The following is a 25,325-nucleotide window of genomic DNA, read 5'->3' on the forward strand; positions in this document are numbered from 1 at the left end:
CCACGAGACGAGGACGCTAGACCGGCGCCCGACCGGCCTGGACCTGGGCCCGTGCCAGCGCCCGCGAGATCTGGCGCGGTGTCGGCGGACGCGGCAGCTCGCCGCGGGCCGGTGCGGCGAACGACTGCAGCAGGTAGGCGACAAGGCGGGGTCCGGTGTTCGGGGCGGCGTCACCGGTCGCCGTGACCACACCCGCGTGAGCCATGAGGACGAGGGGCAGGTCTTCGGGCACGAAGTCGTCGCGCAGGTCCCCGACCGCCTGAGCGCGCGACACCAGGTCCTCGAACTGGGCGAACGCCCGGAGCCGTCCCGCCTCGAGCCCCCGCACCCGGGGGAAGGACCTGGTCAGCACCTCGGTGAAGCCGAGGTCACCGGACTGCATACCGCAGACCCGTTCGACGAGAGCGCAGAACCCACGCCACGGGTCCGGATCCTGGCTGGCGACCTCGACCAGGGACGCATACGAGACCAGACGGTCCTCGAAGGTGGCGGCGACGAGGTCCTCGCGGGTCGGGAAGCGGCGCGACAGCGTCGCTATCCCCACTCTCGCTCGGCGGGCCACCTCGCTCATCGGCGCGTCGGTCCCGCGCTCGGCGAAGACCTCCCGGGCCGCGTCGAGGATGCGCTCCCGGTTCCGCTGGGCATCCGCACGCATAAGTGGAATGTACCTTCCACTTAGTGTGTTGGCCGATAGGACCTCCCGACACCTCCCGAAAGGGGCCCCCTGTGAACGTCGCACTGTGGATCATCCAGATCGTCCTCGCCGCCGCCTTCCTCATCGCGGGCACCACCAAGGTGCTGACCCCCAAGGAGAAGCTCCGCGAACGGATGGCCTGGGTGGACGACTTCTCCCAGACCTCGGTCCGGCTCATCGGCACCGCGGAGATCCTGGGTGCGCTCGGCCTTATCCTGCCCGCGGCCACCGGCATCGCCCCGATCCTCACGCCGATCGCCGCCGTGGGTCTCGTCATCATCATGATCGGGGCCGCGATCACCCACGTGCGCCGCAAGGAGCCGGCGATCGTCCCGGTGAACATCGTCCTGCTCGTGCTCGCCGTCATCGTCGCGTGGGGTCGGTTCGGCCCGTACCAGCTCTGATCCGATGGCGCCGCACCAACCGGCGCGGAGCGTCAGTCCTTGCGGCGGGTGATCGTCTTGCCGAGCCAGCGGACCGGGTCGTACTTGCGGTCCACCACGCGCTCCTTCATCGGGATGATGGCGTTGTCGGTGATCTTGATGTGCTCCGGACAGACGTCGGTGCAGCATTTGGTGATGTTGCACATCCCGAGACCCTGGCTGTCGCGGGCGAAGTTCGCCCGGTCGTCCCTCGCGTCGAGCGGGTGCATGTCGAGCTCCGCGGCGCGGATGAAGAACCGAGGACCGGCGAACGCCTCCTTGTTCTCCTCGTGGTCGCGGGAGACGTGGCAGGTGTTCTGGCAGAGGAAGCACTCGATGCACTTGCGGAACTCCTGCGAGCGCTCCACGTCGATCTGCTGCATCCGGTACTCGCCCGGAGCGACGCCCGCCGGCGGCGCGAACGCTGGGATCTGGCGGGCCTTCTCGTAGTTGTAGGTGACGTTGGTGACGAGGTCCTTGGTGACCGGGAACCCGCGCAGCGGGGTGACGGTGACGGTCTCGTCCTCGGCGTAGGTCGACATCCGGTTCATGCACATGAGCCGCGGCTTGCCGTTGACCTCGGCGCTGCACGAGCCGCACTTGCCCGCCTTGCAGTTCCAGCGCACCGCCAGGTCGCCGGCCTGGGTGGCCTGAAGCCGGTGGATGATGTCGAGGATGACCTCGCCCTCGTTCACCTCGACGGTGTAGTCGACGAGCTCGCCGCCGTCGTCGTCGCCCCGCCAGACGCGGAAGTGGGCGTCGTAGCTCATTGGGTGCCTTCCCGCGACATCACTGGGGGATCGCCTCGATCTCTTCGGGCGTGAGGTACTTCTTCAGCTCGTCCTTCTGGAACAGCTGGATGAGGTCGTCGCGCATCGTCGACGTCCGCTCCTCCTCGACCTTGACCGGTCCGTCGCCGGTGCCCGAGCAGACGAGCAGCTTCTGCCGCCAGGTCGGGTCCATCGCGGGGTAGTCGTCGCGGGTGTGCCCACCGCGGCTCTCCTGCCGCAGCAGCGCCGCCCGCGCGACGCACTCGCTGACCAGCAGCATGTTGCGCAGGTCCAGCGCGAGGTGCCATCCCGGGTTGAACGCCCGGCCGCCCTCGACGCTGAGGTGCTGCGCGCGTTCCTTGAGCTCGTCGATCCGGGTCAGGGCCTCGGCCATCTCGGCCTCCTTGCGGATGATGCCGACCAGGTCGTTCATCGTCTGCTGGAGCTCCTGGTGGAGGGTGTACGGGTTTTCCCCGCCGTCCAGCTCGAGGGGCCGGAGCGCGGTCGCGACCGATGCGTCGACCAGCTCCTGGTCGACCGTGGGCCGGTTGTCCCCCAGGCCCTCGACGTATGCCGCGGCGCCGAGACCAGCGCGGTTGCCGAACACCAGCAGGTCGGACAGCGAGTTGCCGCCGAGCCGGTTGGACCCGTGCATGCCGCCGGAGACCTCACCGGCCGCGAACAGCCCGGGAACCCGGTTGGCCGCTCCGGTGTCGGGGTCGACCTCGACACCACCCATGACGTAGTGGCAGGTCGGGCCGACCTCCATCGGCTCCGACGTGATGTCGACGTCGGCCAGCTCCTTGAACTGGTGGTGCATCGACGGCAGCCGCTTCATGATCTCGGCCGCCGGTCGTCGCGAGGCGATGTCGAGGAAGACGCCGCCGTGCGGTGACCCGCGGCCGGCCTTGACCTCGGAGTTGATCGCCCGGGCGACCTCGTCACGCGGCAGCAGCTCCGGTGGGCGCTTGTTGTTGTCGGCGTCGGTGTACCAGCGGTCGCCCTCCTCCTCGGTCTCCGCATACTGGCCGCGGAACACCTCGGGGACGTAGTCGAACATGAACCGCTTGCCCTCGGAGTTCTTCAGGACGCCGCCGTCGCCGCGGACCGACTCCGTGACGAGGATGCCCTTGACCGAGGGCGGCCAGACCATCCCGGTCGGGTGGAACTGGACGAACTCCATGTTGATCAGCGTGGAACCCGCGCGCATCGCGAGGGCGTGCCCGTCACCGGTGTACTCCCACGAGTTAGAGGTGACCTTGAACGACTTGCCGATCCCGCCGGTCCCGAGCACGACCGCCGGGGCGTCGAAGCGGATGAACTGTCCGTTCTCGCGCCAGTAGCCGAACGCGCCGGCGATCTCGCCGGTCGGCGTGCAAAGCAGGTCGGTGACGGTGCACTCGGCGAAGACGCGGAGGAAACCCTCGGCGTCGCCGTTCGCCCGCTCGTCGTCCTGCTGCAGCGAGACGATCTTCTGCTGCATGGTGCGGATCAGCTCGAGGCCGGTCCGGTCACCGACGTGCGCGAGACGTGGGTACTCGTGGCCGCCGAAGTTGCGCTGGCTGATCTTGCCGTCCGGCGTCCGGTCGAACAGCGCGCCGTAGGTCTCCAGCTCCCAGACCCGTTCCGGCGCCTCCTTCGCGTGGAGCTCGGCCATCCGCCACGAGTTGAGGAACTTGCCGCCGCGCATCGTGTCGCGGAAGTGGACCTGCCAATTGTCGTTGCTGTTGACGTTGCCCATGCTCGCCGCGATGCCGCCCTCGGCCATGACCGTGTGCGCCTTGCCGAACAGGGACTTGCAGATCACGGCCACGCGCATACCGGCCTCGCGAGCGGCGATAGCGGCGCGCAGACCGGCGCCACCGGCACCGATGACGAGGACGTCGTACTCGTGGCGCTCGACCCGGTTCTCCGCCGTCGTGTCGGAAGCAGCCATGTCAGTTCACCAGCCTCAGATCGGTAATGACGCCCGCCGACACCAGCGCGATGTAGGCGTCCGTGACCATGAGGGTCCCGAGCGTCGTCCAGGCGAGCTGCATGTGGCGGGTGTTGAGCTTCGACACCTGGGTCCACAGCCAGTAGCGGGTCGGGTGCTTGGAGAAGTGCCGCAGCCGGCCGCCGATGAGGTGGCGGCAGGAGTGACAGGAAGCGGTATAGGCCCAGAGGAAGACGACGTTGACCAACATGATCAGCGTGCCGAGCCCGATGCCGAACCCGCCGTCCTTGCCGTGGAACGCCCGGATGACGTCGTAGGTGTTGATGAGCGACACGACGATCGCCGCGTAGAAGAAGTAGCGGTGCGCGTTCTGCAGGATCAGGGGGAACCGAGTCTCGCCGGTGTACGCGCCGTGCGGCTCGGCGACGGCGCAGGCCGGCGGCGACAGCCAGAACGAGCGGTAGTAGGCCTTGCGGTAGTAGTAGCAGGTCAGCCGGAACCCGAGCAGGAACGGCAGGACCAGCAGGCCGAGGGGGACGAACGGCGGGAACTCGCCGAACCAGGTCCCGAAGTCGCGAGCAGCGGGGACGCAGGACGCCGAGAGGCAGGGCGACGAGAACGGCGAGAGGTAGTGGTACTCCTCGACGAAGTAGTAGCGCTGCGACGCCGTGCGGATGAGCGCGTACAGCAGCCAGGCCACCAGCAGGGTGAAGGTGACCGCCGGCTCGACCCACCACCGGTCGGTGCGCAGCGTGCGCGCCGCGATGCGCGCCCGCCCGGGAGCCCCGACCCCGGATGGCGACGATCCGGAGGAGTCTCCACCGAGGTGGGTCTGCGTCATCCGTGACTCCTCACACGTGCTGATGCTGTGGGCCGTTCGGGAGTGTAACCCGCTGCCCTACGGAGACGATGCCGTACCCTCCCCGTGACATGTCGACGGCGCGCCCCACCCGGAGACGGCTTCGCGGCTGCGCGGCGGCCGTCGTAGCCGGGCTGCTCGGCACGGTGCTCGCCCCGCTCGCGACCGCCGTGCCGACGGAGACCATACCGCCCGCGCCGGTCACCTGTCCGAGCGGCCAGACGGCCACCACGGTGACCCAGCCTCCGCCCACGCCGGCGCCCAAAACGCCGCCGAAGCCCAACCCCAGCGTCACCACGCGGTCCGACGGCAGCACCGTGCAGACGGTCTGCCTGATCGCCCCGCCCACGCCGTTCCCCGCCCCGCCGGTAGCGGCGGCCAACGTCGTCGGCGGGCCCCAGCTTGCAAACACCGGCGTCATCCTCGACAAGCCGGACTCGGTCCCGGCGCCCCCGGACGGCACCGAGGTGTCCTACCTGATCGCCGACATGGACACGGGCCAGATCCTCGCCGCCAAGAACCCGCATGCCTGGCTGCTGCCGGCCAGCACCCTCAAGACCCTGACCTCGCTGGTCGTCATGCCGGCCGTCCCCGCGACCACGTCCCTCGTCGCCACGGACGACGAGGTCAACGCCGACGGCACGCGAGTGGGCATGGTCTCCGGCGGCACCTACACCGTCGACGACCTGTTCCACGGGCTCGTCCTCATGAGCGGCAACGACACGGCGTATGCGCTCGCCGACGCCTTCGGCGGTCGGGACAAGACGATCGCGGCGATGAACGCCAAGGCCGCCCAGCTGGGGGCCTGGGACACCGTGGCGGTCGACCCGTCCGGGCTGGACGCGCCGGGTCAGCACTCCAGCGCCTACGACCTCGCGCTGCTCGGGCGCGCGGTGATGCAGCTGCCCGCATACCGTCAGGTGGCCGCCACGAAGACCTACACGTTCCCCGGAGGGACCGACCGGAGCGGCAAGGTCTCCCCCGCGTTCGAGATCCAGAACCACAACCAGCTGCTGGAGAACTACCCCGGCACGATCGGGATCAAGAACGGCTACACCACCGGAGCCCGTAACACCTTCGTCGGCGCGGTCACCCGAGGCGGCCGGACCCTGCTCATCACGCAGATGGGCGCCATCCTCACACCGAGCTGGCAGCGGCAGGCGGCCCTGCTCGACTGGGCCTTCGCCAACGCCGGGCAGCTGCGGCCGGTCGGGGCCCTGGTGGCTCCCGGGGCCGCCCAGCCACCCGAGCTCGGCGGCACGCCGGCCCCGACCACCGCCGGTACGCCGGTCCCGTCGGCGACGACCAAGGAGCCCGTCCCGGCCGCCACGACCATGCTGCCCCCGGTCGTGGCGGCGGAGCAGGCGGGGCCAGGCGGCAACCCAGGTCCGTGGCTGCTGGCGTCGGCGGGGAACGCGGCCCGCAACCCGTGGATGTGGCTGGTGATCGTCGTGGTGGGGCTCCTGTTCATCCTCGGCCTGCGTCGCTGGGTGCGGCGAGCGGGACCCGAGGACTGACCCGACCGGTCAGCGGGAGAACCAGCGTCGGATCACGCCGACCAGCCCGGTCGCCGCCGCCGCACCGAGCACGGCACCGGCGACCGCACCGGCGCCCACCGCGATGCGGTCGCGCTGCCGGCTGGCCGTCGGGCCGGCGACGCCGGCTGCCGCGGTGGACGGAGGGATGAGCCGCACCGTGGTGTGCCGAACCGCAGGACCGGCGGCTACGGCCTGGTCCGGCGCGGGCTCGGCTGCCTCGGCGTCCTCGGTTTCCTCCGCCGTCTCGTGCGCAGTGTCGAGATAGGCCCAGCAGGCCGACAGCAGCACGATCCGCGCGATGAGGTTCAGCCAGAACAGCAGCCCGATGATGATGGCCACCGACCCGAGCAAGGGGTTCTTGGTGGCGTTGCCGATGAGCTGGAGCCCGAAGATCTTGATGATGCCCAGCAGCGCTCCCCCGACCAGTGCGGACTGCCGGACCGCCGACCACGGCAGCGAGACCCCCGACAGGACCCGCAGCAGCAGGACCAGGATCCCCACGTCGACGACGAAGCCGACGAGGATCCCGACCACCGTGACGAGGATCGTGTTGCTCCCCAACCCGATCCGTTGCGCCACCCAGTCGGCGGCAGCACCGATGACGCTGGTCAGCACGGCGGAGAGGAGGAACGCCGAACCGAACGCCACGAAGACGCCGAGGTCGCGCAGCTTGTCGGTCAGCAGGTTGCCGGGCGACCCCTCCGCGCCGAGGCTGGCCCGGATCCCGTCGCGGAACGACCCGATCCACCCGATGCCGGAGAGCACCAGGCTGACCAGGGCGACGATCCCGCCGATGGTCAGCAGCGACAGCTGAGGTGCCTCGAGCGTGATGAGGCCCTCGGGGTTCGACGTGGTCTTGACGAAACCGGGCAGCGCCCGGTTCAGGGCGTCACCGACGCTGTTGAGCAGCTCCGGATGACCGTTCAGGACGAACCCGAAGATGACCGCGGCGATGGCGAACGCCGGGAAGACCGAGAAGAAGGCGTAGTAGGCGATCCCCGAGGAGAGAAGGTTCCCGCGGACCTCGTTGTACCGCTGGTTCGCGCGGTAGGGCTTGAGGCCCTTGACCCTCTCCCAGAGCTGCTTCACCCGTCGGCCTCTCCTGCGATGTCACCCAGCGGGAACTCACGGACCGGGACCCAGGTCCCGCCTCTATCCTTGACGTAGAGGTGGAAGCTGTGCACCTCGAACATGGCGACGAACTGCGCCAGCTCGTCGAAGGCCCGGTCGAGCTCCGCCTCCGCGACGTCGTGCGCGATGGTCACGTGCGGGTGGTAAGGAAACGCCAGCTCGGTGCCCCACCGCCCCTTACGGATCCCCTGCTCCAGCTGCTCGCAGGCCGAGATCCCCCGCGCCACCTGGACGAACACCACGTCGGAGACCGGCCGGAACGTGCCGGTGCCGCGGAGCACGACGACGAAGGGGTCCACGGAGCGCGCGGCGTCGCCGAGGTGCTCGACCAGCTCGGCGACCTCGGGGTCGGCCACCTCGGTGGGGCCGAGCAGGGTGATGTGCGCGGGCGTGGTCGGCGCCAGTGGGTCGCCATAGGACGCCCGACGCGCCTGCAGCTGCGGACCGAACGGGGCGGGGATCGGGATCGACACTCCGACCATCGTCACGTCGCGCGGAGCGCTGGCCGGGGCCGCGAAGGACATGGCGTGCATTGTGGCAGGGTGGCGATCGTGGACGCCGCCGCCTCCCTCTTCGCCAGCGCCTTCGGGGACGGGCCCGACGGGGTCTGGTCGGCGCCCGGTCGCGTCAACCTCATCGGCGAGCACACCGACTACAACGGCGGCCTGGCGCTGCCGATCGCCCTCCCCCAGCGCACGTATGCGGCGGTGCGGCTGCGCGACCACGGTCGGCTGAGGGCGGTCAGCACCTCTGCCCGCGGGGGGATCGTCGAGGTCGCGCTGGACGACATCGAGCCGGGCCGGCCGCAGGGGTGGGCGGCCTACCTCGCCGGGGTCTGCTGGGTGCTCCGGCAGGAGGGGTACGCGGTTCCGGGCCTCGACATCGCGATCGCCAGCGACGTCCCGGTCGGGGCGGGCCTGTCGAGCTCGGCCGCCCTCGAGTGCGCCCTCGTCGCGGCGCTCTCGGACCTGCTGGGACTCGACGTCCTCGCCGACGACGCCGGCCGTGCCCGGGCCGCGGGATGGTGCCAGCGCGCCGAGAACGAGATCGCCGGTGCGCCGACCGGAGGCATGGACCAAGCCGCGTCGATGCGGGCCACCGCGGACCACGCGATCCTCCTCGACTGCCGATCCGGAGCCGTCGAGCAGGTGCCGGTCGACCTGAGCTCTCACGGCCTGACCCTGCTCGTCGTCGACACCCGTGCGGAACACGCGCTCGTCGACGGTCAGTACGCCGCACGTCGCGCCGCCTGCGAGGACGCCGCGTCCCTGCTGGGCGTCGAGACCCTGCGCGAGGTGGATCCCACGGACCTCGACGCTGCCCTCGACCGGCTCCCCGACGACGTCTCCCGCGCCCGGGTGCGACACGTCGTCACCGAGATCGAGCGGGTTCGGACCTGCGTGGAGGCGTTGCGGCGCGGCGACTTCGACGAGGTCGGCCGGCTGTTCGTGGCGTCACACACCTCACTGCGCGACGACTACGAGGTCTCCTGCCGCGAGCTCGACCTCGTCGTCGACACCGCTCTCCACTTCGGGGCGCTCGGCGCGCGGATGACCGGCGGAGGCTTCGGCGGGTCGGCCATCGCGCTGGTGCCGGCGGACCAGGCGGAGAGCATCGGCGGCCGTATCGAGGCGGCGTTCGGAGCCGAGGGGCTCACCGCGCCCCAGCCGTTCGCGGTCACGGCGGGCCCACCAGCGGGTCGCGACCGCTGACCCGTGGGGCGCTGCCCGTGCACACGAACGGGCATTGGTGTGTCGACCGCCGGAGAACCGCCCGGTTCGGGCGACCAACGCCCGTTCGTGTGCTCGGGCCGCTGGCTAAGGTGGCCCGGTGCCCGACGACGCCGCACCCACCCCGGACACCGAACCCGCCGCCGTGACCCCGGCGCTACAGGGTGAACCCGAGAGCCAGTCCACCACCGAGACCGTCACCGAGGTGACCAAGCGGCCGGCCGAGCCGACCGACGACCTGGTGACGACGGCGCATACCCTCCGCGTCGGCCGACGGACCTGCACTACACGGCGGTCACCGGTCGGCTCGTCCTCCGCGAGGAGGTCTACGAGGACGGCGTCTTCAAGGGCTTCCGGCCGAAGGCCGAGGTGTCGGTGACGACCTACGTCCTCGACGGCGCCAAGCCCGCCGACCGTCCGGTGACCTTCGCGTTCAACGGCGGTCCGGGGTCGTCCAGCGTCTGGCTGCACCTCGGCCTGCTCGGGCCGCGCCGCGTCGTCATGGGCGACGTGGGCGACCTCCTCCCGCCGCCCTACGGCCTGGCCGACAACGCCGAGTCCCTCCTGGCGGTCAGCGACCTCGTCTTCGTCGACCCGGTCTCGACCGGGTACTCGCGGGCGGTAGAGGGCGGCAAACCCGAGCCGTACCACGGGTTCCAGGGTGACCTCGAGTCCGTCGCCGAGGTGATCCGGCTCTGGACCGCTCGCAACAACCGCTGGATGTCGCCGAAGTTCCTCGCCGGCGAGTCCTACGGCACGCTGCGCGCCGCGGCGCTGGCCGAGCACCTCCAGGGCCGCTACGGCATGTACCTCAACGGGGTCATGCTCATCTCCAGCGTCCTCGACCTCAGCTCGATCGACTTCGAGAAGCAGCGCAACGACCGGGCCCACGCGCTCTACCTACCGACCTACGCGGCGGTGTCGCACTTCCACGGACGGCAGGGACGCCGCGGGCTGCGCGCTCTCCTCACGGAGGCCGAGGCGTATGCAGGGCGCGACTACCCGTGGGTTCTCTCGCGGGGCGACCGGCTGACCGCCGCCGAGCGGGCGGAGGCGGTCACCACGATCGCCCGGCTCTCCGGGCTGAGCGAGGACTACGTCGACCGGGCCGACCTGAGGATCGAGCACCTCCGCTTCTTCGCGGAGCTGCTGCGCGACCAGCGGCTGGTCGTCGGCCGGCTGGACTCCCGGTTCACCGGACCCGCGGAGAGCGCGATCGCGGAGCTGACCGAGATCGACCCGTCGTACGACGCGATCGTCGGGCCCTACGCCGCCGCCTTCAACGCCTACGTCCGCGACGAGCTCGGCTACCGCAACGACCTGCACTACGAGCAGATCACGTCGCGCGTGCACCCTTGGTCCTACAGGGAGTTCGAGGGCCGGCCGGTGGACGTGTCACCGAACCTCGAACGAGCCCTGCGGCAGAACGCCCACCTCAAGGTGCACGTCGCCTACGGCCGCTACGACGGCGCGACGCCGTACTTCGCCGCCGAGGACGTCGTGGCGCACCTGCGGATCCCCGCCGGCCTCAAGACGAACATCGAGCACGCGTACTACGACGCGGGCCACATGATGTACGTCCACGAGCCGTCGCGGCTGCAGCAGAGCGCCGACCTCGCCGACTTCGTGAGGCGAGCCAGCGCCGGGTGATCGGTCTGGGCTTGAGCGTTTGGTATTCCGACCGCTCTATCCCGGAACCACACCTCAGGGCCCGACCGTCAGCTCCTCGTGTGGTGGAGATGAGCTGGGGTTCGTGACCGGCTGTGGCTGGCCGTCCTGGAAGCTGGTGTCCAGCTCAGTGCCGGCGGGCCAGGTCATGTCCGCGGCGGTGACGCCTCACCGACCGTTGTCGAGGTCTAGCCGAGAACGTGGACAGTTCCCTCCTCGGTCGCCTGCTAGAGATCGCGCGCGGGACCCGGCTGAAGGCCCAAGAGCCGAGCCCCGTTCTCCCACAGCACCGCTCGCATCCAATCGTCGCCGAGCTCCAGCCGGTCGAGGGCCTCGAGCTGGTGCGCGTAGGCATACGGGATGTTCGGGAAGTCACTGCCGAGGAGGACCTTCGCCTGCAGGTCCGCGAGCCGCTGGACGTAGCCGTCGGGCATCGGCGCGAACTGTTCGGTGAAGTCGGTGCCAGCCATTGTCGTGTCGAGATGGACGCCGTCGTACGCCTCGGCGAGGTCGGCGAACGCGTGGTACTCGCTCATCCCGAGGTGGGCGATCACGAGCACGAGCTCCGGGTGACGGCGCAGCAGCTCCGCGACCGGTGCGGGGCCGGTGTGCTCGCCGGGCCGCGGCGCGGAGCCGGCGTGGATGACGGTGGGTACCCGGGCCTCCGCGAGCACACCCCACGCCTCGTCGAGCAGCCGGTCGACAGGGCTGAACACCCCGACCTGGACATGCACCTTGAACAGCCGGGCACCGGCGGTCAGTGCGTCGCGGACGTCCGACGCCGCCGACGGCTCCGGGAAGAAGGTGCCCGAGTGGACGGCCTCCGGGACCCGCGCCGCGAACTGCGTGCACCACTCGTTGAGCCAACTCGCCATTCCCGGGCGGTGGGCGTAGGCCAGCGAGGGGATCGCCTTCAGCCCGAGCCGGCGCACTGTCTCGAGCCGGTCCGGCTCGCTGCCGCGGTAGTGCACCGGCCACGCCATCCCGTAGTTGGCCTCGGCGGCGTCGAAGTACGCCCACACCTTGGCCAGCACCGAGGGCGGCAGGAAGTGCACGTGGATATCGGCCAGCCCTGGCAGCCCGAGCCCGCGCCAGTATGCGGGGACCTGCTCGTCGCTGGTGGGTCCGCTCAAGGCGGTTGTCAGGCCCCGGCGGGCGTCGGAGCGGTGGGGTCGCTCACGGACGGGCGGCCCGACGCATACCCCTCGATGTACTGGATGTCGTCCTTCGCCCGGGTGACCACAGTAAGGAGGTCGTTCATCGCAGCGACCTCCTCGACCTGCTCCTTGATGAACCACTGCATGAACTGCTCGGCGGCGAAGTCGTTCTCGTCGCGGGCGATCCGGGTCAGCTCGTGGATCTGGGTCGTGACGCGCTTCTCCTGGGCGAGGGCGAGCGCGACCGGCGCGACAATGTCGTCGAAGCGGCTCTGGGGCGCGTCGCTCCCGGGGATGGTCACGTCACGGTCGGTGTCGATGAGAAAGCGCACCATCATCATGGCGTGGCCGCGCTCTTCGATGGCCTGCTGGTAGAAGTACGCGGCCATGGCCGGCATGGTGAGCGCGTCGTAGTGCACGGCGATCGCGACGTACTGCTGGTGGGCGGCGAACTCGTTGCCGATCTGGGTGTTCAGCTGCTCGGCGAAGCGGGACGTCGACATGCGGCGATGCTATCGACAGTCAGTCGCGGGCGAACTCGTCGACCAGTGGGATGACGTCAGCGATGGAGTCGACGATGCGGGTCGGTCGGTACGGGAAGGTCTCCACCATCGCGCGGCTGGTCGACCCGGTGAGCACGAGCACGGTTCGCAGGCCGGCCTCGATGCCGCTGATGACGTCGGTGTCCATCCGGTCGCCGATCATGGCCGTCGTCTCGGAGTGTGCGTCGATGCGGTTGAGGGCAGTGCGCATCATGATCGGGTTGGGCTTCCCGACGAAGTACGGCTGCCGCCCGGTCGCCTGCGTGATGAGCGCGGCTACGGATCCAGTCCCCAGGACCAGACCCTCTTGCGACGGTCCGGACGGGTCGGGGTTCGTCGCGATGAACCGGGCACCACCGTCGATGAGGCGGATCGCCTTGGTGATCGCGTCCAGTGACAGCGTGCGGTTCTCGCCCAGAACGACGTAGTCGGGGTCGTGTTCGCTGAGGGTGTAACCGACTTCGTGGAGGGCCAGGGTGAGTCCCGCCTCGCCCACAGCGTAGGCGGAACCGCCCGGGCGCTGGTTGGCCAGGAACGCAGCGGTGGCCTGGGCCGATGTCCAGATGACCTCTTCGGGCAGTTCGATCCCGCTCCGGGAGAGGCGAGCGCGGAGGTCGCGCGGCGTGTAGATCGAGTTGTTGGTGAGGACGAGGAAACGCCGTTCGAGGGCGACGAGCCGGCCGATGAACTCGGAGGCGCCCGGGATGGCTTGCTCCTCGTGGACGAGGACCCCGTCCATGTCGGTCAACCAACACTCGACGGGCTTGCGCTCGGTCACGAGATCAGTCCGACGCGGAGGACACGAGCGCCAGCGCGGCGTCGAACCGCTCGGAGGGCCGCATCACCGCGTCGGCCTTGGCCGGGTCCGGCCGGTAGTAGCCGCCGAGGTCCACCGGCTCGCCCTGCACGTCGACGAGGTCCTGCTCGATCGCCGAGAGGTCCGCCTCCAGCGCCCCCGCGACCGGACCGAAGACCGTGGCCAGCTCCGGGTTGCCGGTCTGCCGGGCGAGCTCCTGGGCCCAGGCGTACGCGAGGAAGGCGTGGCTGCCGCGGTTGTCGATCTCGCCGACCCGACGGCTCGGGGACTTGTTCTCCTCGAGCAGCCGCTCGGTCGCGCGGTCGAGCGTCTCCGCGAGCGTGGCCGCCCCCGTGTTGCCGGTGGACTCGGCGAGGTGCCGGAGGCTCTCCGCGAGAGCCATGAACTCGCCCAGGCTGTCCCAGCGCAGATGGTTCTCCTGGACCAGCTGCTGGACGTGCTTCGGCGCCGAGCCGCCCGCTCCGGTCTCGAACAGGCCGCCGCCGTTCATCAACGGGACGACCGAGAGCATCTTGGCGCTGGTGCCGAGCTCGAGGATCGGGAAGAGGTCGGTGAGGTAGTCGCGCAGCACGTTGCCCGTGACCGAGATGGTGTCCTCGCCCTTCCGGATCCGCTCCAGCGACGTGGCCATGGCGTCGACGGGCGACTGCACGGTGATGTCGAGGCCGTCGGTGTCGTGGTCCTGCAGGTAGGCGTGCACCTTGGCGATGAGGTTCGCGTCGTGAGCCCGCTGCTCGTCGAGCCAGAAGACTGCGGGGGTGCCGCTCGCCCGGGCCCGCGTCACGGACAGCTTGACCCAGTCGCGGATCGCGGCGTCCTTGGTCTGGCACGCCCGCCAGATGTCGCCGGGCTGCACGTCGTGCTCCAGGAGGACCGTGCCGGAGCCGTCGACGACCTGGACGGTCCCGGCCCGGTCGATGACGAAGGTCTTGTCGTGGCTGCCGTACTCCTCGGCCTTCTGGGCCATCAGCCCGACGTTCGGGACGGAGCCCATCGTCGTCGGGTCGAACGCCCCGTTGGCCCGGCAGTCGTCGAGGACCACCTGGTAGATCGGCGCGTACGAGGAGTCGGGGATGACCGCCAGGGTGTCGGCCTCGGCGCCGTCCGCGCCCCACATGTGTCCGGACGTGCGGATCATCGCCGGCATCGAGGCGTCGACAATGACGTCGCTCGGGACGTGGAGGTTGGTGATCCCCTTGTCGGAGTTGACCATCGCCAGCTTCGGACCGTCGACGAGGCGCTGCTCGATCGCCGCCCGGATCTCGGCGCCGTGCTCGAGGTCGGCCAGTCCGGAGAGGATGGCGCCCAGTCCGTTGCTGCCGTCCAGGCCCGCGGCGGTGAGCTCCTCGCCGTAGGTCTCGAACACGTCGGCGAAGTAGGTGCGCACCACGTGACCGAAGACGACCGGGTCGGACACCTTCATCATCGTGGCCTTGAGGTGGACCGACAGGAGCACGTCGTCGGCCGTCGCGCGGGCCAGCTGAGCGGCGAGGAACGCGTCCAGCGCGGCCGCGCGCAGCACCGTGGCGTCGACGATCTCGTCCTTCGTGACGGGCACGCCGTCACGCAGGACCACGGCGTCGCCGCCGTCGGCCGGCTGGAGTCGCAGGGTGAGCGTGCCGTCCTCGGCGATGACGACGGACTTCTCGTTGTGGCGGAAGTCGTCCGCAGCCATCGTGGCCACGTTGGTCCTCGAGTCGGCCGACCAGGCGCCCATCGAGTGGGGGTGCTTGCGGGCGAAGTTCTTGACCGAAACCGGCGCGCGGCGGTCCGAGTTGCCCTCGCGCAGAACGGGGTTCACCGCGCTGCCCTTGACCTTGTCGTAGCGGGCGCGGGCGTCCTTCTCGTCGGGCGTCGACGGCTCGTCCGGGTAGTCGGGGACGGCGATGCCCTGGCTCTGCAGCTCCGCGACCGCGGCCTTGAGCTGCGGCACCGACGCGGAGATGTTGGGCAGCTTGATGATGTTGGCCTCGGGCGTCGTGGCCAGCTCGCCGAGCTCGGCGAGGGCGTCGCTCTCCGCCTGGTCCGCTGGGAGCCGGTCGGCGAAGGCTGCCACGATGCGCCCGGCGAGCGAGATGTCGCGGGTCTCGACATCGACGCCGGCCGCGGACGCATACGCCTGGACGACCGGGAGGAAGGAGTACGTCGCGAGGAGCGGTGCCTCGTCGGTGAGCGTGTAGATGATCCGGGCCATGCCGCATCCTATCGTTATCTTGACGTCAAGATAAATAGCTTCCCGAACCGGTACTGGTCGCTCCGCTAGGTTCACCGCATGACGACTCCGGCCCTCCGCAAGCGTCTCGGCGCGGAGCTCCTCGGCACGTTCTGGCTGGTGTTCGGCGGGTGTGGCACGGCGATCTTCGGAGCCTCGTTCTTCTCGAGTCCCAGCCTGACGGCACCGTCCTCCCAGCTGGGGGTCGGCCTGCTCGGCGTGTCGCTGGCGTTCGGGCTCTCGGTCGTGACGATGGCGTATGCGGTGGGGCACGTCTCCGGGGCGCACTTCAACCCCGCGGTGACCATCGGCCTGTGGGCGGCCCGACGGTTCGACAACATCCGTGACGCCGGCGCCTACATCGCCGCCCAGATCGTCGGTGCCCTGCTGGCCGGTGCCGTGCTCTGGAGCCTCGCCAAGAGCGTGCGCGGTGCTGCGGGCGCCACCGGAGCACTGGCAGCCAACGGCTACGGCGAGCACTCCCCGGGTGGCTTCTCCCTCGTGGCCGTGCTACTCGTCGAGATCCTGCTGACCGCGTTCTTCGTGTTCGTTATCCTCGGGGTGACTACGGCGCACGCGCCGACCGGGTTCGCGCCGCTTGCGATCGGGCTGACGCTGACGCTCATCCACCTCATCTCGATCCCCATCGACAACACCTCGGTGAACCCCGCGCGCTCACTGGGGGTGGCGTTCTTCAACGGCAACGGCGCGCCGGGCCAGGTGTGGGTGTTCATCGTGGCGCCGATCGTGGGGGCGGTCATCGCGGGGTGGACCTTCGAGGCCATCACCGGCATCGACCGCAGCAACCTCGACGTCGGCGGCGCGGTCAACCCAGGCGAGGTCATGACCGAGCCGACTCCCATGACGGAGGCTGAAACTCACGCCGAGGCCGAGGCGGGGAGGGCCTAGCCGACCGGAGGAGGCGAGCCGACCCGCATACCGGCGGGTCAGACCAGCTGGCCAGCGGCCGGCTCCTCCCACTGACCAAGGACATCGTCCCGCGCTACCAGACGATGCGCTGACCGCTCCCCCTTGACTGCCAGTCCAGCGGGTCGGCTGCTCGTATGGGGGCAGCCAACCCGATCGACTGGCAGTCGAGCGACCGTTGCTTCGGGAACGGAGGCCACCGCTGGCGGCTGCCGAGGGCGGCGAGCCGACCGGCATACCGGCTGGTAGCGTCTTCGGGCGTGAGCAACGACGCCAGCCCCGCCACCCGTACCCCCGTGAAGGTCGCCGTGACCGGCGCCGCGGGACAGATCGGCTACAGCCTGCTCTTCCGGCTCGCCAACGGTGACCTGCTCGGCAAGGACACCCCGATCGAGCTGCGGCTGCTGGAGATCACGCCGGCTCTGAAGACGCTCGAGGGCGTCGTCATGGAGCTCGACGACTGCGCGTTCCCCACGCTGGCCAAGGTGGAGATCGGCGACGACCCTCGGGTCGTCTTCGACGGCGTCAGCCACGCGCTGCTCGTGGGGGCGCGTCCGCGCGGTCCCGGCATGGAGCGTGGCGACCTGCTCGAGGCCAACGGGGGGATCTTCGCCCCGCAGGGGAAGGCCCTCAACGAGGTGGCCGCCGACGACGTGCAGATCTCCGTCACCGGCAACCCCGCGAACACCAACGCGCTCATCGCCATGTCCAACGCCCCGGACATCCCGAACGAGCGGTTCGCCGCTCTCACCCGGCTGGACCACAACCGGGCGATCTCGCAGCTGGCCGCCAAGCTCGGCGTGCCGGTCACCGCCATCCGCCGGATGACGATCTGGGGCAACCACTCCGCGACGCAGTACCCGGACATCTTCCACGCCGAGGTTGACGGCCAGAACGCCGCCGAGCTGGTGAATGACGAGCAGTGGCTGGCCGACACGTTCATCCCCACCGTGGCCAAGCGTGGCGCCGCGATCATCGACGCCCGCGGGTCCTCCTCGGCGGCCAGCGCCGCCTCGGCGACGATCGACAGCGCCCGCACCTGGCGGGACGGCACGCCCGAGGGCGACTGGGTCTCGATGGCGGTGTGTTCCGACGGCTCCTACGGCGTGCCCGAGGGCCTCATGTCGTCGTTCCCGGTGACCATCGCGGACGGTCGCTGGGCGATCGTCCAGGGGCTGGAGATCAACGAGTTCTCGCAGGCGCGGATCGACAAGACGGTCGCCGAGCTCGAGGAGGAGCGCGAGGCCGTCAAGGGCCTCGGCCTCCTCCCCTGAGGTTGGTCCCCGTATTCCGGTCTAGGGCGTTGCGGGGCAGCTCACGGCGCGCCCGGCGCCGAACTGCGCGTCGACCGGACCGCACGTCCGGACCAGGAAGAACGCGCCGAACACCAACCCCGCGGCGACGAGCAGGGTGAGAACGTCGCGCGCCTTGGTCCGGACCTCGATCCCGCCGGCGCGCGGCTCCTTGACCAGCAGCCGCAGGACCGCGGCGACCAACAGCCCCAGTCCGATGACGAAGCCGCCCAGTCGGAGGCGCCCGGCGAACACGATGAGCCCGACGCCGACGACGACGAACCCGGCGATCACCCACCAGAGCCCCAGGCGGCGCAGCCCGGCCAACCTCACCGCGTCACCCCAGGCCGGCCTGCCGCTCGGCGGCCGCCACGACGTTCGTCAGCAACATGGCTCGCGTCATCGGTCCGACCCCGCCGGGGTTGGGACTGAGCCACCCGGCGACCTCGGCCACGTCGGCGGCCACGTCGCCGGCGGGCTTGCCGTCGACCCGTGAGACGCCGACGTCGAGGACCGCGGCACCGGGCTTGACCATGTCGGAGGTGATGATGCCGGGGACGCCCGCGGCGGCCACGACGATGTCGCCCTCGCGCACCCGCGCCGCGAGGTCCTTGGTCCCGGTGTGGCAGACAGTGACGGTCGCGTTCTCCGACTTGCGGGTCAGGATGAGCCCGAGTGGTCGACCGACGGTGATGCCGCGGCCGACGATGACGACGTGGGCCCCCGCGATCGGGACGTCGAACCGGCGCAGCAGCTCGATGCACCCCATCGGCGTGCACGGCAGTGGCGCGGGCTTGCCCAGGACCAGCCAGCCCAGGTTGGTGGGGTGCAAGCCGTCGATGTCCTTCTCCGGGTCGACCCGTGACAGCAGGGCCATCTCGTCGAGCCCGGTGGGCTGCTGCACGAGGAAACCGGTGCAGTCCGGGTCGGCGTTCAGCTCGTCGATGACCGCCTCGACCTCGGCCTGGGTGGCCGTCGCCGGCATGTCGCGGCGGATGCTCGTGACGCCGATCTGCGCGCTGTCCTGGTGCTTGGCGCCGACGTACCAGGCGGAGCCCGGGTCGTCCCCGACGAGAACGGTCCCGAGCCCGGGGACGACGCCACGTGACGCAAGCACGGCTACGCGGTCCGTGAGCTCCGCCTTGATCGCCGCCAGCGTGGCCTTGCCGTCGAGGATCCGTGCGGTCACGACGACCTATCCTGCCACGGGCTCGGTGGGCTCCTCGGCGCGGCGTTCGGCTCGTCGAGCGCGGGTCGCGCTGATCCCCGCGAGTGCGGCGGCCGCGAGGGTGACCAGCAGCCCGAGCAGCACGAGTGGGGTCACCGTGCCTCGGGTCTCAGGGTTCAGCAGGTCGAGCAGGGCCGCAGCGGACAGCTGGCCGACGAGCATGAGGAGCAGCTGCAGCAACACTCCGAGGTAGCGCACGCCGACCACCCCGGCCGCCACCACACCGATGCCGAGCAGGCCTCCCCACCAGGCCCACCACGGCGCATCCAGGCTGCGGGGCAGGCCGAACTGGCCGAGCAGCGCCTCGGGCACGATGAGCAGGACCAGGACAGTGAGGCCGAGGGTGAAGTTCAGCCACGCCGTCGTGAAGGCGTTTCCGGACGCCACCCCGACGCGCCCGTTGATGCCGGACTGGACCGCGAGGGACATCCCCGCGAGGACGCTCAGCACGACGGGGAGGATGACGGTCGCGTCGGTCGTCGAGACGCGTCCCCCGACGGCGACGAGCACCCCGACGCAGGCGAGGGCGGCGGCGATCCCGCGACCGGCGGTCACCGGGAGGCGACCGGCCGGCCCGATTCCGAACCGGTCCACGGCCATCCCGCTCGCCGTCTGGCCACCGACCACCGCCACCGTCCACAGGGCAACGCCGGCCAGCGGCACCGCATACGACTGGCACAGCACGAACAGCCCGCCCATGGCACCGCCTACGCACTGGTACCAGCGCAGCCGACGGTCGGCCACCGCGGACCGCAGCATGACCAACCCGGACCGCATCGGTCGGGACAGGAGCAGGGCGACGGTGAGGGCCAGGGTTCCGGAACCGAAGCTCCAGAGGGCCGCATCGAGCCCGTGGCCGAACACCGTGGCCAGCTCGCCGTTCATCCGGGACTGCACCGACAGCAGGGCGCCGCCCACAAAGGCCAGCGCGGCCCACAGCAGCCGTGACGTCACCTCAGTGGGCGAAGTGACGGGTGCCGGTGAAGTACATGGTGACCCCCGCTCGCTGGGCGGCCTCGACGACGACCTCGTCGCGGATCGAGCCTCCGGGGGCCACGACCGCGCGGACCCCGGCGTCGAGGAGGATCTCCAGCCCGTCGGCGAACGGGAAGAACGCGTCGGAGGCCGCCACGGCACCCACCGCCCGCTCGGCCCCGGCGCGCGACACGGCCAGGCGGCACGAGTCCACGCGGTTGACCTGGCCCATGCCGACGCCGACGGCCGCACCGTCGTCGGCCAGCAGGATCGCGTTGGACTTCACCGCACGGATCGCCCGCCAGGCGAAGGCGAGGTCAGCCAGGGTCGTCTCGTCGGCCGGCTCCCCGGCCACGAGCCGCCAGTAGGCCACGTCGTCGCCGCCGGTCGGGTCACCCGCCTCGTCGCGGACCACCGCGTCGACCCGGTCCGGGGTTTGCACGAGGATGCCGCCGCTGATCGGGCGGACCTCGATCGGGTCGCGGAACCCTCCCATGTCGGCGGGCAGGCGCAGCACCCGGATGGTCTTGCGAGCGCGCAGCAGGTCCAGGGCGTCGTCGTCGAAGTCCGGCGCGACGATGACCTCCGTGAACACGCCCTTGGTGTGCTCGACGAGCTCGGCGGTGACGGTCCGGTTCGTGGCGATGATGCCGCCGTAGGCCGACTGGGGGTCGCAGGCGTGTGCCTTGTCGTACGCCTCCACCAGCGTCTCGCCGACGGCGATGCCGCACGGGTTGGCGTGCTTGATGATCGCGACGGTCGGCTGGTCGCCGTGGTCGTGGGCCGCGCGCACGGCCGCGTCCGCGTCGACGTAGTTGTTGTAGGACATCTCCTTGCCGTGCAGCTGCTCGGCCTGGGCGATACCGGGGCGCCAGTGCCGGTAGAGGGCCGCGGGCTGGTGCGGGTTCTCGCCGTAGCGCAGCGGTGCGACGCGGTCCCAGGTGGCACCGGTCCACGCCGGGAAACCGGTGCCGTCGGAGGTGTCGGCGACGACGGTGCCCATCCAGTTGGCGACCGCGTTGTCGTAGCTCGCGGTGTGCACGAACGCCTCGGCCGCCAGCCGCTGGCGCTCCGCAAGGGTGAAGCCGCCGGCGCCCAGCGCCGCCTTCAACCGGGGGTATGCCTCGGGGCTGGTGACGATGGCGACGCTCGCGTGGTTTTTGGCGGCGGCGCGGACCATCGACGGGCCGCCGATGTCGATCTGCTCGATGCACTCCTGTGGGGACGCGCCCGACGCGACGGTGTCGCGGAACGGGTAGAGGTTGGAGACGACGAGGTCGAACGGCTCGACGCCGAGCTCCTCGAGCTGACGCAGGTGGTCCGGGTTGTGGGTGTCGGCGAGGATTCCCGCGTGGACCGCGGGGTGGAGGGTCTTGACCCGACCGTCGAGGCATTCGGGGAAGCCGGTGAGCTCCTCGACCGCGGTCACCGGAACCCCTTGCGCCGCAATGGCCTTCGCGGTCGACCCGGTCGACACGATGGCGACGCCGGCGTCGTTGAGGGCGGACGCGAGCTCGGGGAGCCCGGTCTTGTCGTACACAGAGACGAGCGCACGCCGGAGGGGGCGCCGCCCGTCGGTGGTGTCGGCAGAGCTCACGGGATGGTGACCTTCCGATCGGTGACGGTGAACCCCTCGCGGACCATGCGTCCGACGAGGTCGACGAGCTGGGGCCGTTCGACGGCCTTGATCCGCTCGGTCAGGCGGTCGACGGTGTCGTCGTCCTCGACCGGCACCGCCACCTGGCCGACGATGACGCCGGTGTCGATGCCCTCGTCGACGACGAAGAGGGTCGCACCGGTGACCTTGACGCCGTAGTCGAGCGCGTCCCGCGGCCCGTGGATGCCGGGGAACGACGGCAGCAGAGCGTTGTGGCTGTTGACGTAGCGTCCGGCGAACCGGGCGAGGAACGCCGGCCCGACGAGCTTGAGAAATCCCGCGGACACCACCAGCGTCGGTGCGTAGGCGGCGACGGTCTCGGCGAGAGCCGCGTCCCAGGCCGCTCGGTCGAGGTGGTCGGACACGCGGCAGACGAAGGTGGGGATGCCGGCGCGCTCGGCCCGGGCCAACCCCTGGATCCCGTCACGGTCGGCACCCACGGCCGCCACCCGCACGCCGTACGCCGGGTCGGCCGAGGCGTCGATGAGCGCCTGCAGGAGGGTGCCGGACCCGGAGACGAGCACGACGACCGAGCCGGCGAGAGGCTCGGAGGGGGCTGCCGTCACGGTGCTCGAGCCTAGCGAGGACCGTCGACGTCCCTGAGGTCGCCACCCCCGGGCGAAACCCGGGGGGCCGACCCGTCGTTGTCGGGGAGGATGGGTCGCGGTCACCAGGGCCGGAGGTGCACCCGAACGGGCGAGAGCGGAGACACATGGCGGGGCAGGTCGGCGGCCAGCAGGTCAGCCGCGAGGAGCTGCGCGCCCGCGGTCGCTACTCCCTGACCATCGCCTGCCTCTTCCTCCTCATCCTCGTCGGCGCCGGCCTGGGACTCCCGCGGCGGGCGATCGTCGTCGTGCCGATCGTCGTCGCGATCGTCGTGTCGGTGCGCGAGATGCGCCGGCTGTCGCGGGCGTCGGCCGGGGCGTTCACCCGGTTCGGGCCCGCCGTAGCGCTGGGGCTCTCGACCGTCCTCCTGCTCGGAGCCATCACCCAGGCAGTCTTCTACGTCCCCCAGAAGCAGTACGAGGACTGCATGACCGGGGCGAACACCAGCACCGCCCAGTCGGTCTGCAGCCAGCAGCGTCAGCGCTCGCTGTTGGGGTCCCTCACCGAGTTCTGACCGTCACCACGCCGACCGGACGCAGATGTCTGTCGGTTTGATGCCTGGGCGCGGGAGAACCGACAAACATCTGAGTCCGGTCGCCGGGAGAGGGCCTCAGCGAGCGACGGCGTCCACCTGGGCGACCAGGTGGTCGGCGATCTCCAGCGACGCCGTGGCCGCCGGCGAGGGCGCGTTGAGGACGTGCACCTGGCGCGGACCGGTCTGGACCAGGAAGTCGTCGACCAGGGAGCCGTCCCGACGCAGCGCCTGCGCCCGGACTCCCGCCGGTGCCGGCGTGAGGTCCCGGGCCTCGATCCCGGGGACCAGCCGGGCCAGGCTCCGCGCGAACGCCGTCCGCGACAGCGACCGGACCACCTCACGCGCCCCCGGCGCGGCGTGCTTGGCCCCGAGCCGCCAGAGGCCGGGCCACGACAGCGCGTCGCGCAGCTCGCCGAGGTCCACGTCTCGCCACGTGTACCCCTCGCGCCGCAGCGCCAGGACGGCGTTCGGGCCGGCGTGGACGCCGCCGTGGACCATCCGGGTCAGATGCACGCCGAGGAACGGGAACCGCGGGTCCGGGACGGGGTAGATCAGCCCGCGGACGAGGTGCTCGCGGTGCTGGGCCAGCTCGAAGTACTCCCCCCGGAAGGGCACGATCCGCGCCTCCGGCTCGATTCCACAGGCCCGCGCCACGACGTCGGCGTGCAGGCCGGCGCAGACCACGAGGGCGTGCGCTTCCAGCGTGTCGCCGGTCGTCGTGCGGACCCGCACCAGGTTCCCCGCGTCCGTGTCGACGCCCGCGAACCCGGTGCCGAGGCGTACCAGCCCGCCGCCGGCCCGGATGTCCTCGGCGTAGGCGTCGCAGACCGCGCCGTAGTCGACGATGCCCGTCGTCTCGACCCGCAGCGCCTCGACGCAGGAGACGTAGGGCTCGTAGCCGCGGGCCTCGTCCTTGGTGACGAGCCGGGCGGGGACGCCGTTGGCGGTGGCGCGATCGGCGAGCTGGTGCAGTCCCGGCACCTCCTCGGCGGAGGTCGCGACAACGAGCTTGCCGGTCGTCTCCACCGGGATGCCCCGCTCCCGGGCGAAGGCGGTCATCGAGGCGGCACCCCGCACCGCCATGGTCGCCTTCAGACTGCCGGGCGGGTAGTAGATGCCGGAGTGGATCACTCCGGAGTTGCGGCCGGTCTGGTGCCGGGCGAGCGCCGTCTCCTTCTCGAGAACGGTCACCTCGTCGCCCCGGCGCGCGAGCGCCCGGGCGGTGGCGAGGCCGACGATGCCGCCGCCGACGACGACGACCCTCACGAGGCCACCACGGCAGCCACCGCTCCAGACAGCGGGCCGTGGAGCGTCGCGGTCAGCGGTGCGGGCGGGCCCGCAGCAGCAGCTGGGCCGACAGCACCGACAACGCCGCCCCCGCGACGAGCAGGCCGAGCAGCGCCGCCCCGAACACCAGCGGCCGAGTGCCGACGGCACTGAGCCGGTCCACCCCCACTGCTCCCGAACCGAGGGCGGCGAGCACGGTGAGGCCGGCGGCCGAGGTCACGACGGCCGCGAGGGCAGTGGCGAGCTTGGTCCGCCAGCTCGACAGTCGGGCCAGGCTGCGACACGCCAGCCACCCTATGAGGCCGCCGGCGATCACCGGCACGAATAGCAGGAGGATCAGCCATCCGGACCATGCACCGTCCGAGGGCAGGGCTCCCAGGACCGGGATCATCGGCATCAGGCCGGGGTGCGCGCCGGCCAGGTTTATCGTCGACCCGTCGGCGATCTGGAACCCGGGTCCGGCCAGCCACGCCAGCGCGAAGAGGGCCAGGTTGGGGAGGACCAGCAGCTGCACGGCGGTGAGCACGACCCCGCCGACCAGGCCGGCGTTGACCGCGGCGTGCAGGCCGGAGACCGTCGACCAGCGGGCGGCGACCATGATCACGACGAGGACCGTGCCGAGCCCCAGCAGGATGGCAACGCCGTGGACACCCGGCCGGACCGCCCGCGGCAACCAGCGCGGCAGCCGGTCGAGCCACTCGCCGACCACGCCGCACTCCTCGTCGGCGACGTAGCGCCGGAGCAGCGCCCACGCGAGCGCCAGCACCGGGATGCCGAGGACGACGAGCACGGCCGCGAACCCCGGACGAGCCGGACCGGCCAGGGTGAGCAGCCAGGCGAGGAGCCCGGCCCCCGCATACCCGAGCACGAAGCCCGGGACCACCTGCCGGACCAGGGCCCGCGGCCAGGTGGTGCCCGGCGCCGTCCGCTCCGTGCGGTCGAGGAGCCGGCGCGCCCCACGAACGGTCAGGAGCAGCGCCAGCAGCCAGAGCCCCAGAGGTGCCAGGGACAGCGACAGCTCGCCGACGGCGACCGAGGCCCCGTGACCGAGGAACCAGCCGGCGCTGGCGATGCCGAGAGCGTCGCCCCAGCCGACCGTCGTGTGCGCGGTCGCCACCCACACGACCAGGGCGGGCAGAGCGAGCACCAGCCACGAGCCCGCGGCCGCGAGTGCCCCGGCCGCCGGCGCCTGCCACCAGTCGAACCCGGACGCCGCCGCGAGCACCTCGGCGTCGGAACCCGTCTCGGGGCGGGGGTCGGCCCGGAGGTCGGCCCGGGGGTCGGCACGGACGCGGTCGCGGAGCGAGTCGAGAAGGGTCATGACGAGGCCATCGTCGCCGCT

General features: G+C 71.1%; 24 protein-coding genes. 7 read left to right on the forward strand and 17 right to left on the reverse strand.

The window, feature by feature from the left end; all coding sequences use genetic code 11:
* Positions 1–16: 16 nt before the first annotated feature.
* Positions 17–655 (reverse strand): helix-turn-helix domain-containing protein, encoded by a 639-nt coding sequence (locus VIG79_RS15875; protein ID WP_331887427.1) that lies wholly within the window; start codon positions 653–655, stop codon positions 17–19.
* A gap of 71 nt (positions 656–726) precedes the next feature.
* On the opposite strand from VIG79_RS15875, the gene VIG79_RS15880 reads away from it, so the two are divergent.
* Positions 727–1,098: a DoxX family protein gene (locus tag VIG79_RS15880; protein WP_331887429.1), complete on the forward strand. Its 372-nt coding sequence runs from the start codon at positions 727–729 to the stop codon at positions 1,096–1,098.
* Positions 1,099–1,130: 32 nt separating this feature from the next.
* Here the strand turns inward: VIG79_RS15880 and VIG79_RS15885 are convergent, their stop codons facing one another.
* From VIG79_RS15885 to VIG79_RS15895, 3 genes are read right to left on the reverse strand one after another with little or no spacing between them, the layout of a single operon-like run.
* Entirely contained in the window at positions 1,131–1,886 is a 756-nt protein-coding gene (locus VIG79_RS15885) for a succinate dehydrogenase/fumarate reductase iron-sulfur subunit (protein WP_331887431.1), read from the reverse strand.
* A 19-nt stretch (positions 1,887–1,905) separates the two neighbouring features.
* A complete protein-coding gene (locus VIG79_RS15890; RefSeq protein ID WP_331887433.1) occupies positions 1,906–3,822 on the reverse strand; it encodes a fumarate reductase/succinate dehydrogenase flavoprotein subunit in 1,917 nt (638 codons plus the stop codon).
* A 1-nt stretch (position 3,823) separates the two neighbouring features.
* Entirely contained in the window at positions 3,824–4,663 is an 840-nt protein-coding gene (locus VIG79_RS15895; protein WP_331887435.1) for a hypothetical protein, read from the reverse strand.
* An 89-nt stretch (positions 4,664–4,752) separates the two neighbouring features.
* Here VIG79_RS15895 and VIG79_RS15900 point away from each other — a divergent pair, with 89 nt between their 5' ends.
* Positions 4,753–6,198 carry a hypothetical protein gene (locus VIG79_RS15900; RefSeq protein WP_331887437.1) on the forward strand — a complete coding sequence of 482 codons (1,446 nt, stop codon included), beginning with the start codon at positions 4,753–4,755 and terminating at the stop codon, positions 6,196–6,198.
* A 9-nt stretch (positions 6,199–6,207) separates the two neighbouring features.
* Here VIG79_RS15900 and VIG79_RS15905 read toward each other — a convergent pair whose 3' ends face one another.
* The gene (locus tag VIG79_RS15905; RefSeq protein ID WP_331887439.1) at positions 6,208–7,308 is read right to left on the reverse strand and encodes a YihY/virulence factor BrkB family protein; all 1,101 of its coding nucleotides are present in this window, start codon (positions 7,306–7,308) and stop codon (positions 6,208–6,210) included.
* Positions 7,305–7,874, reverse strand: a complete 570-nt coding sequence (locus tag VIG79_RS15910) for a 2'-5' RNA ligase family protein (protein WP_331887441.1) — start codon at positions 7,872–7,874, stop codon at positions 7,305–7,307. Before VIG79_RS15910 ends, VIG79_RS15905 begins: the two co-directional genes overlap by 4 nt.
* A gap of 18 nt (positions 7,875–7,892) precedes the next feature.
* Here VIG79_RS15910 and galK point away from each other — a divergent pair, with 18 nt between their 5' ends.
* A complete protein-coding gene (galK, locus tag VIG79_RS15915; RefSeq protein WP_331887443.1) occupies positions 7,893–9,062 on the forward strand; it encodes a galactokinase in 1,170 nt (389 codons plus the stop codon).
* A 393-nt stretch (positions 9,063–9,455) separates the two neighbouring features.
* Positions 9,456–10,730 (forward strand): S10 family peptidase, encoded by a 1,275-nt coding sequence (locus tag VIG79_RS15920; RefSeq protein WP_331887445.1) that lies wholly within the window; start codon positions 9,456–9,458, stop codon positions 10,728–10,730.
* A gap of 245 nt (positions 10,731–10,975) precedes the next feature.
* On the opposite strand, the gene VIG79_RS15925 is transcribed toward VIG79_RS15920, so the two are convergent.
* The 4 genes from VIG79_RS15925 to VIG79_RS15940 are packed head-to-tail and all read right to left on the reverse strand — an operon-like array spanning position 10,976 to position 15,458.
* On the reverse strand, positions 10,976–11,881 hold the full coding sequence (locus VIG79_RS15925) for an amidohydrolase family protein (RefSeq protein WP_331887447.1): 906 nt from the start codon (positions 11,879–11,881) through the stop codon (positions 10,976–10,978).
* Positions 11,882–11,889: 8 nt separating this feature from the next.
* Positions 11,890–12,408: a ferritin gene (locus tag VIG79_RS15930; protein ID WP_331887449.1), complete on the reverse strand. Its 519-nt coding sequence runs from the start codon at positions 12,406–12,408 to the stop codon at positions 11,890–11,892.
* A 19-nt stretch (positions 12,409–12,427) separates the two neighbouring features.
* Entirely contained in the window at positions 12,428–13,186 is a 759-nt protein-coding gene (locus VIG79_RS15935; protein ID WP_331887482.1) for an HAD-IIA family hydrolase, read from the reverse strand.
* Positions 13,187–13,229: 43 nt separating this feature from the next.
* Positions 13,230–15,458, reverse strand: a complete 2,229-nt coding sequence (locus VIG79_RS15940; protein WP_331887451.1) for an NADP-dependent isocitrate dehydrogenase — start codon at positions 15,456–15,458, stop codon at positions 13,230–13,232.
* A 78-nt stretch (positions 15,459–15,536) separates the two neighbouring features.
* Here VIG79_RS15940 and aqpZ point away from each other — a divergent pair, with 78 nt between their 5' ends.
* Positions 15,537–16,385: an aquaporin Z gene (gene aqpZ / locus VIG79_RS15945; RefSeq protein WP_331887453.1), complete on the forward strand. Its 849-nt coding sequence runs from the start codon at positions 15,537–15,539 to the stop codon at positions 16,383–16,385.
* Positions 16,386–16,663: 278 nt separating this feature from the next.
* On the forward strand, positions 16,664–17,677 hold the full coding sequence (locus tag VIG79_RS15950) for a malate dehydrogenase (RefSeq protein ID WP_331887455.1): 1,014 nt from the start codon (positions 16,664–16,666) through the stop codon (positions 17,675–17,677).
* 21 nt (positions 17,678–17,698) lie between these two features.
* Here VIG79_RS15950 and VIG79_RS15955 read toward each other — a convergent pair whose 3' ends face one another.
* From VIG79_RS15955 to purN, 5 genes are read right to left on the reverse strand one after another with little or no spacing between them, the layout of a single operon-like run.
* The gene (locus VIG79_RS15955) at positions 17,699–18,028 is read right to left on the reverse strand and encodes a DUF3017 domain-containing protein (RefSeq protein ID WP_331887457.1); all 330 of its coding nucleotides are present in this window, start codon (positions 18,026–18,028) and stop codon (positions 17,699–17,701) included.
* Between the two features lie 4 nt (positions 18,029–18,032).
* The gene (locus tag VIG79_RS15960) at positions 18,033–18,884 is read right to left on the reverse strand and encodes a bifunctional methylenetetrahydrofolate dehydrogenase/methenyltetrahydrofolate cyclohydrolase (protein ID WP_331887459.1); all 852 of its coding nucleotides are present in this window, start codon (positions 18,882–18,884) and stop codon (positions 18,033–18,035) included.
* 6 nt (positions 18,885–18,890) lie between these two features.
* On the reverse strand, positions 18,891–19,877 hold the full coding sequence (locus tag VIG79_RS15965; RefSeq protein ID WP_331887461.1) for a DMT family transporter: 987 nt from the start codon (positions 19,875–19,877) through the stop codon (positions 18,891–18,893).
* A 1-nt stretch (position 19,878) separates the two neighbouring features.
* Positions 19,879–21,495 (reverse strand): bifunctional phosphoribosylaminoimidazolecarboxamide formyltransferase/IMP cyclohydrolase, encoded by a 1,617-nt coding sequence (purH, locus tag VIG79_RS15970; protein WP_331887463.1) that lies wholly within the window; start codon positions 21,493–21,495, stop codon positions 19,879–19,881.
* Positions 21,492–22,121 carry a phosphoribosylglycinamide formyltransferase gene (gene purN, locus VIG79_RS15975; protein ID WP_331887465.1) on the reverse strand — a complete coding sequence of 210 codons (630 nt, stop codon included), beginning with the start codon at positions 22,119–22,121 and terminating at the stop codon, positions 21,492–21,494. The genes purH and purN overlap by 4 nt, the downstream gene beginning before the upstream one ends.
* Before the next feature lie 146 nt (positions 22,122–22,267).
* On the opposite strand from purN, the gene VIG79_RS15980 reads away from it, so the two are divergent.
* Entirely contained in the window at positions 22,268–22,675 is a 408-nt protein-coding gene (locus VIG79_RS15980) for a hypothetical protein (RefSeq protein WP_331887467.1), read from the forward strand.
* Positions 22,676–22,771: 96 nt separating this feature from the next.
* On the opposite strand, the gene lhgO is transcribed toward VIG79_RS15980, so the two are convergent.
* Positions 22,772–23,962: an L-2-hydroxyglutarate oxidase gene (gene lhgO / locus VIG79_RS15985; RefSeq protein WP_331887468.1), complete on the reverse strand. Its 1,191-nt coding sequence runs from the start codon at positions 23,960–23,962 to the stop codon at positions 22,772–22,774.
* Positions 23,963–24,014: 52 nt separating this feature from the next.
* Complete coding sequence (locus tag VIG79_RS15990) at positions 24,015–25,304, reverse strand: DUF6350 family protein (RefSeq protein WP_331887469.1); 1,290 nt, start codon at positions 25,302–25,304, stop codon at positions 24,015–24,017.
* Positions 25,305–25,325: the final 21 nt, after the last annotated feature.

This window comes from Lapillicoccus sp., from assembly GCF_036559105.1.
Lineage (GTDB): Bacteria > Actinomycetota > Actinomycetes > Actinomycetales > Dermatophilaceae > Lapillicoccus.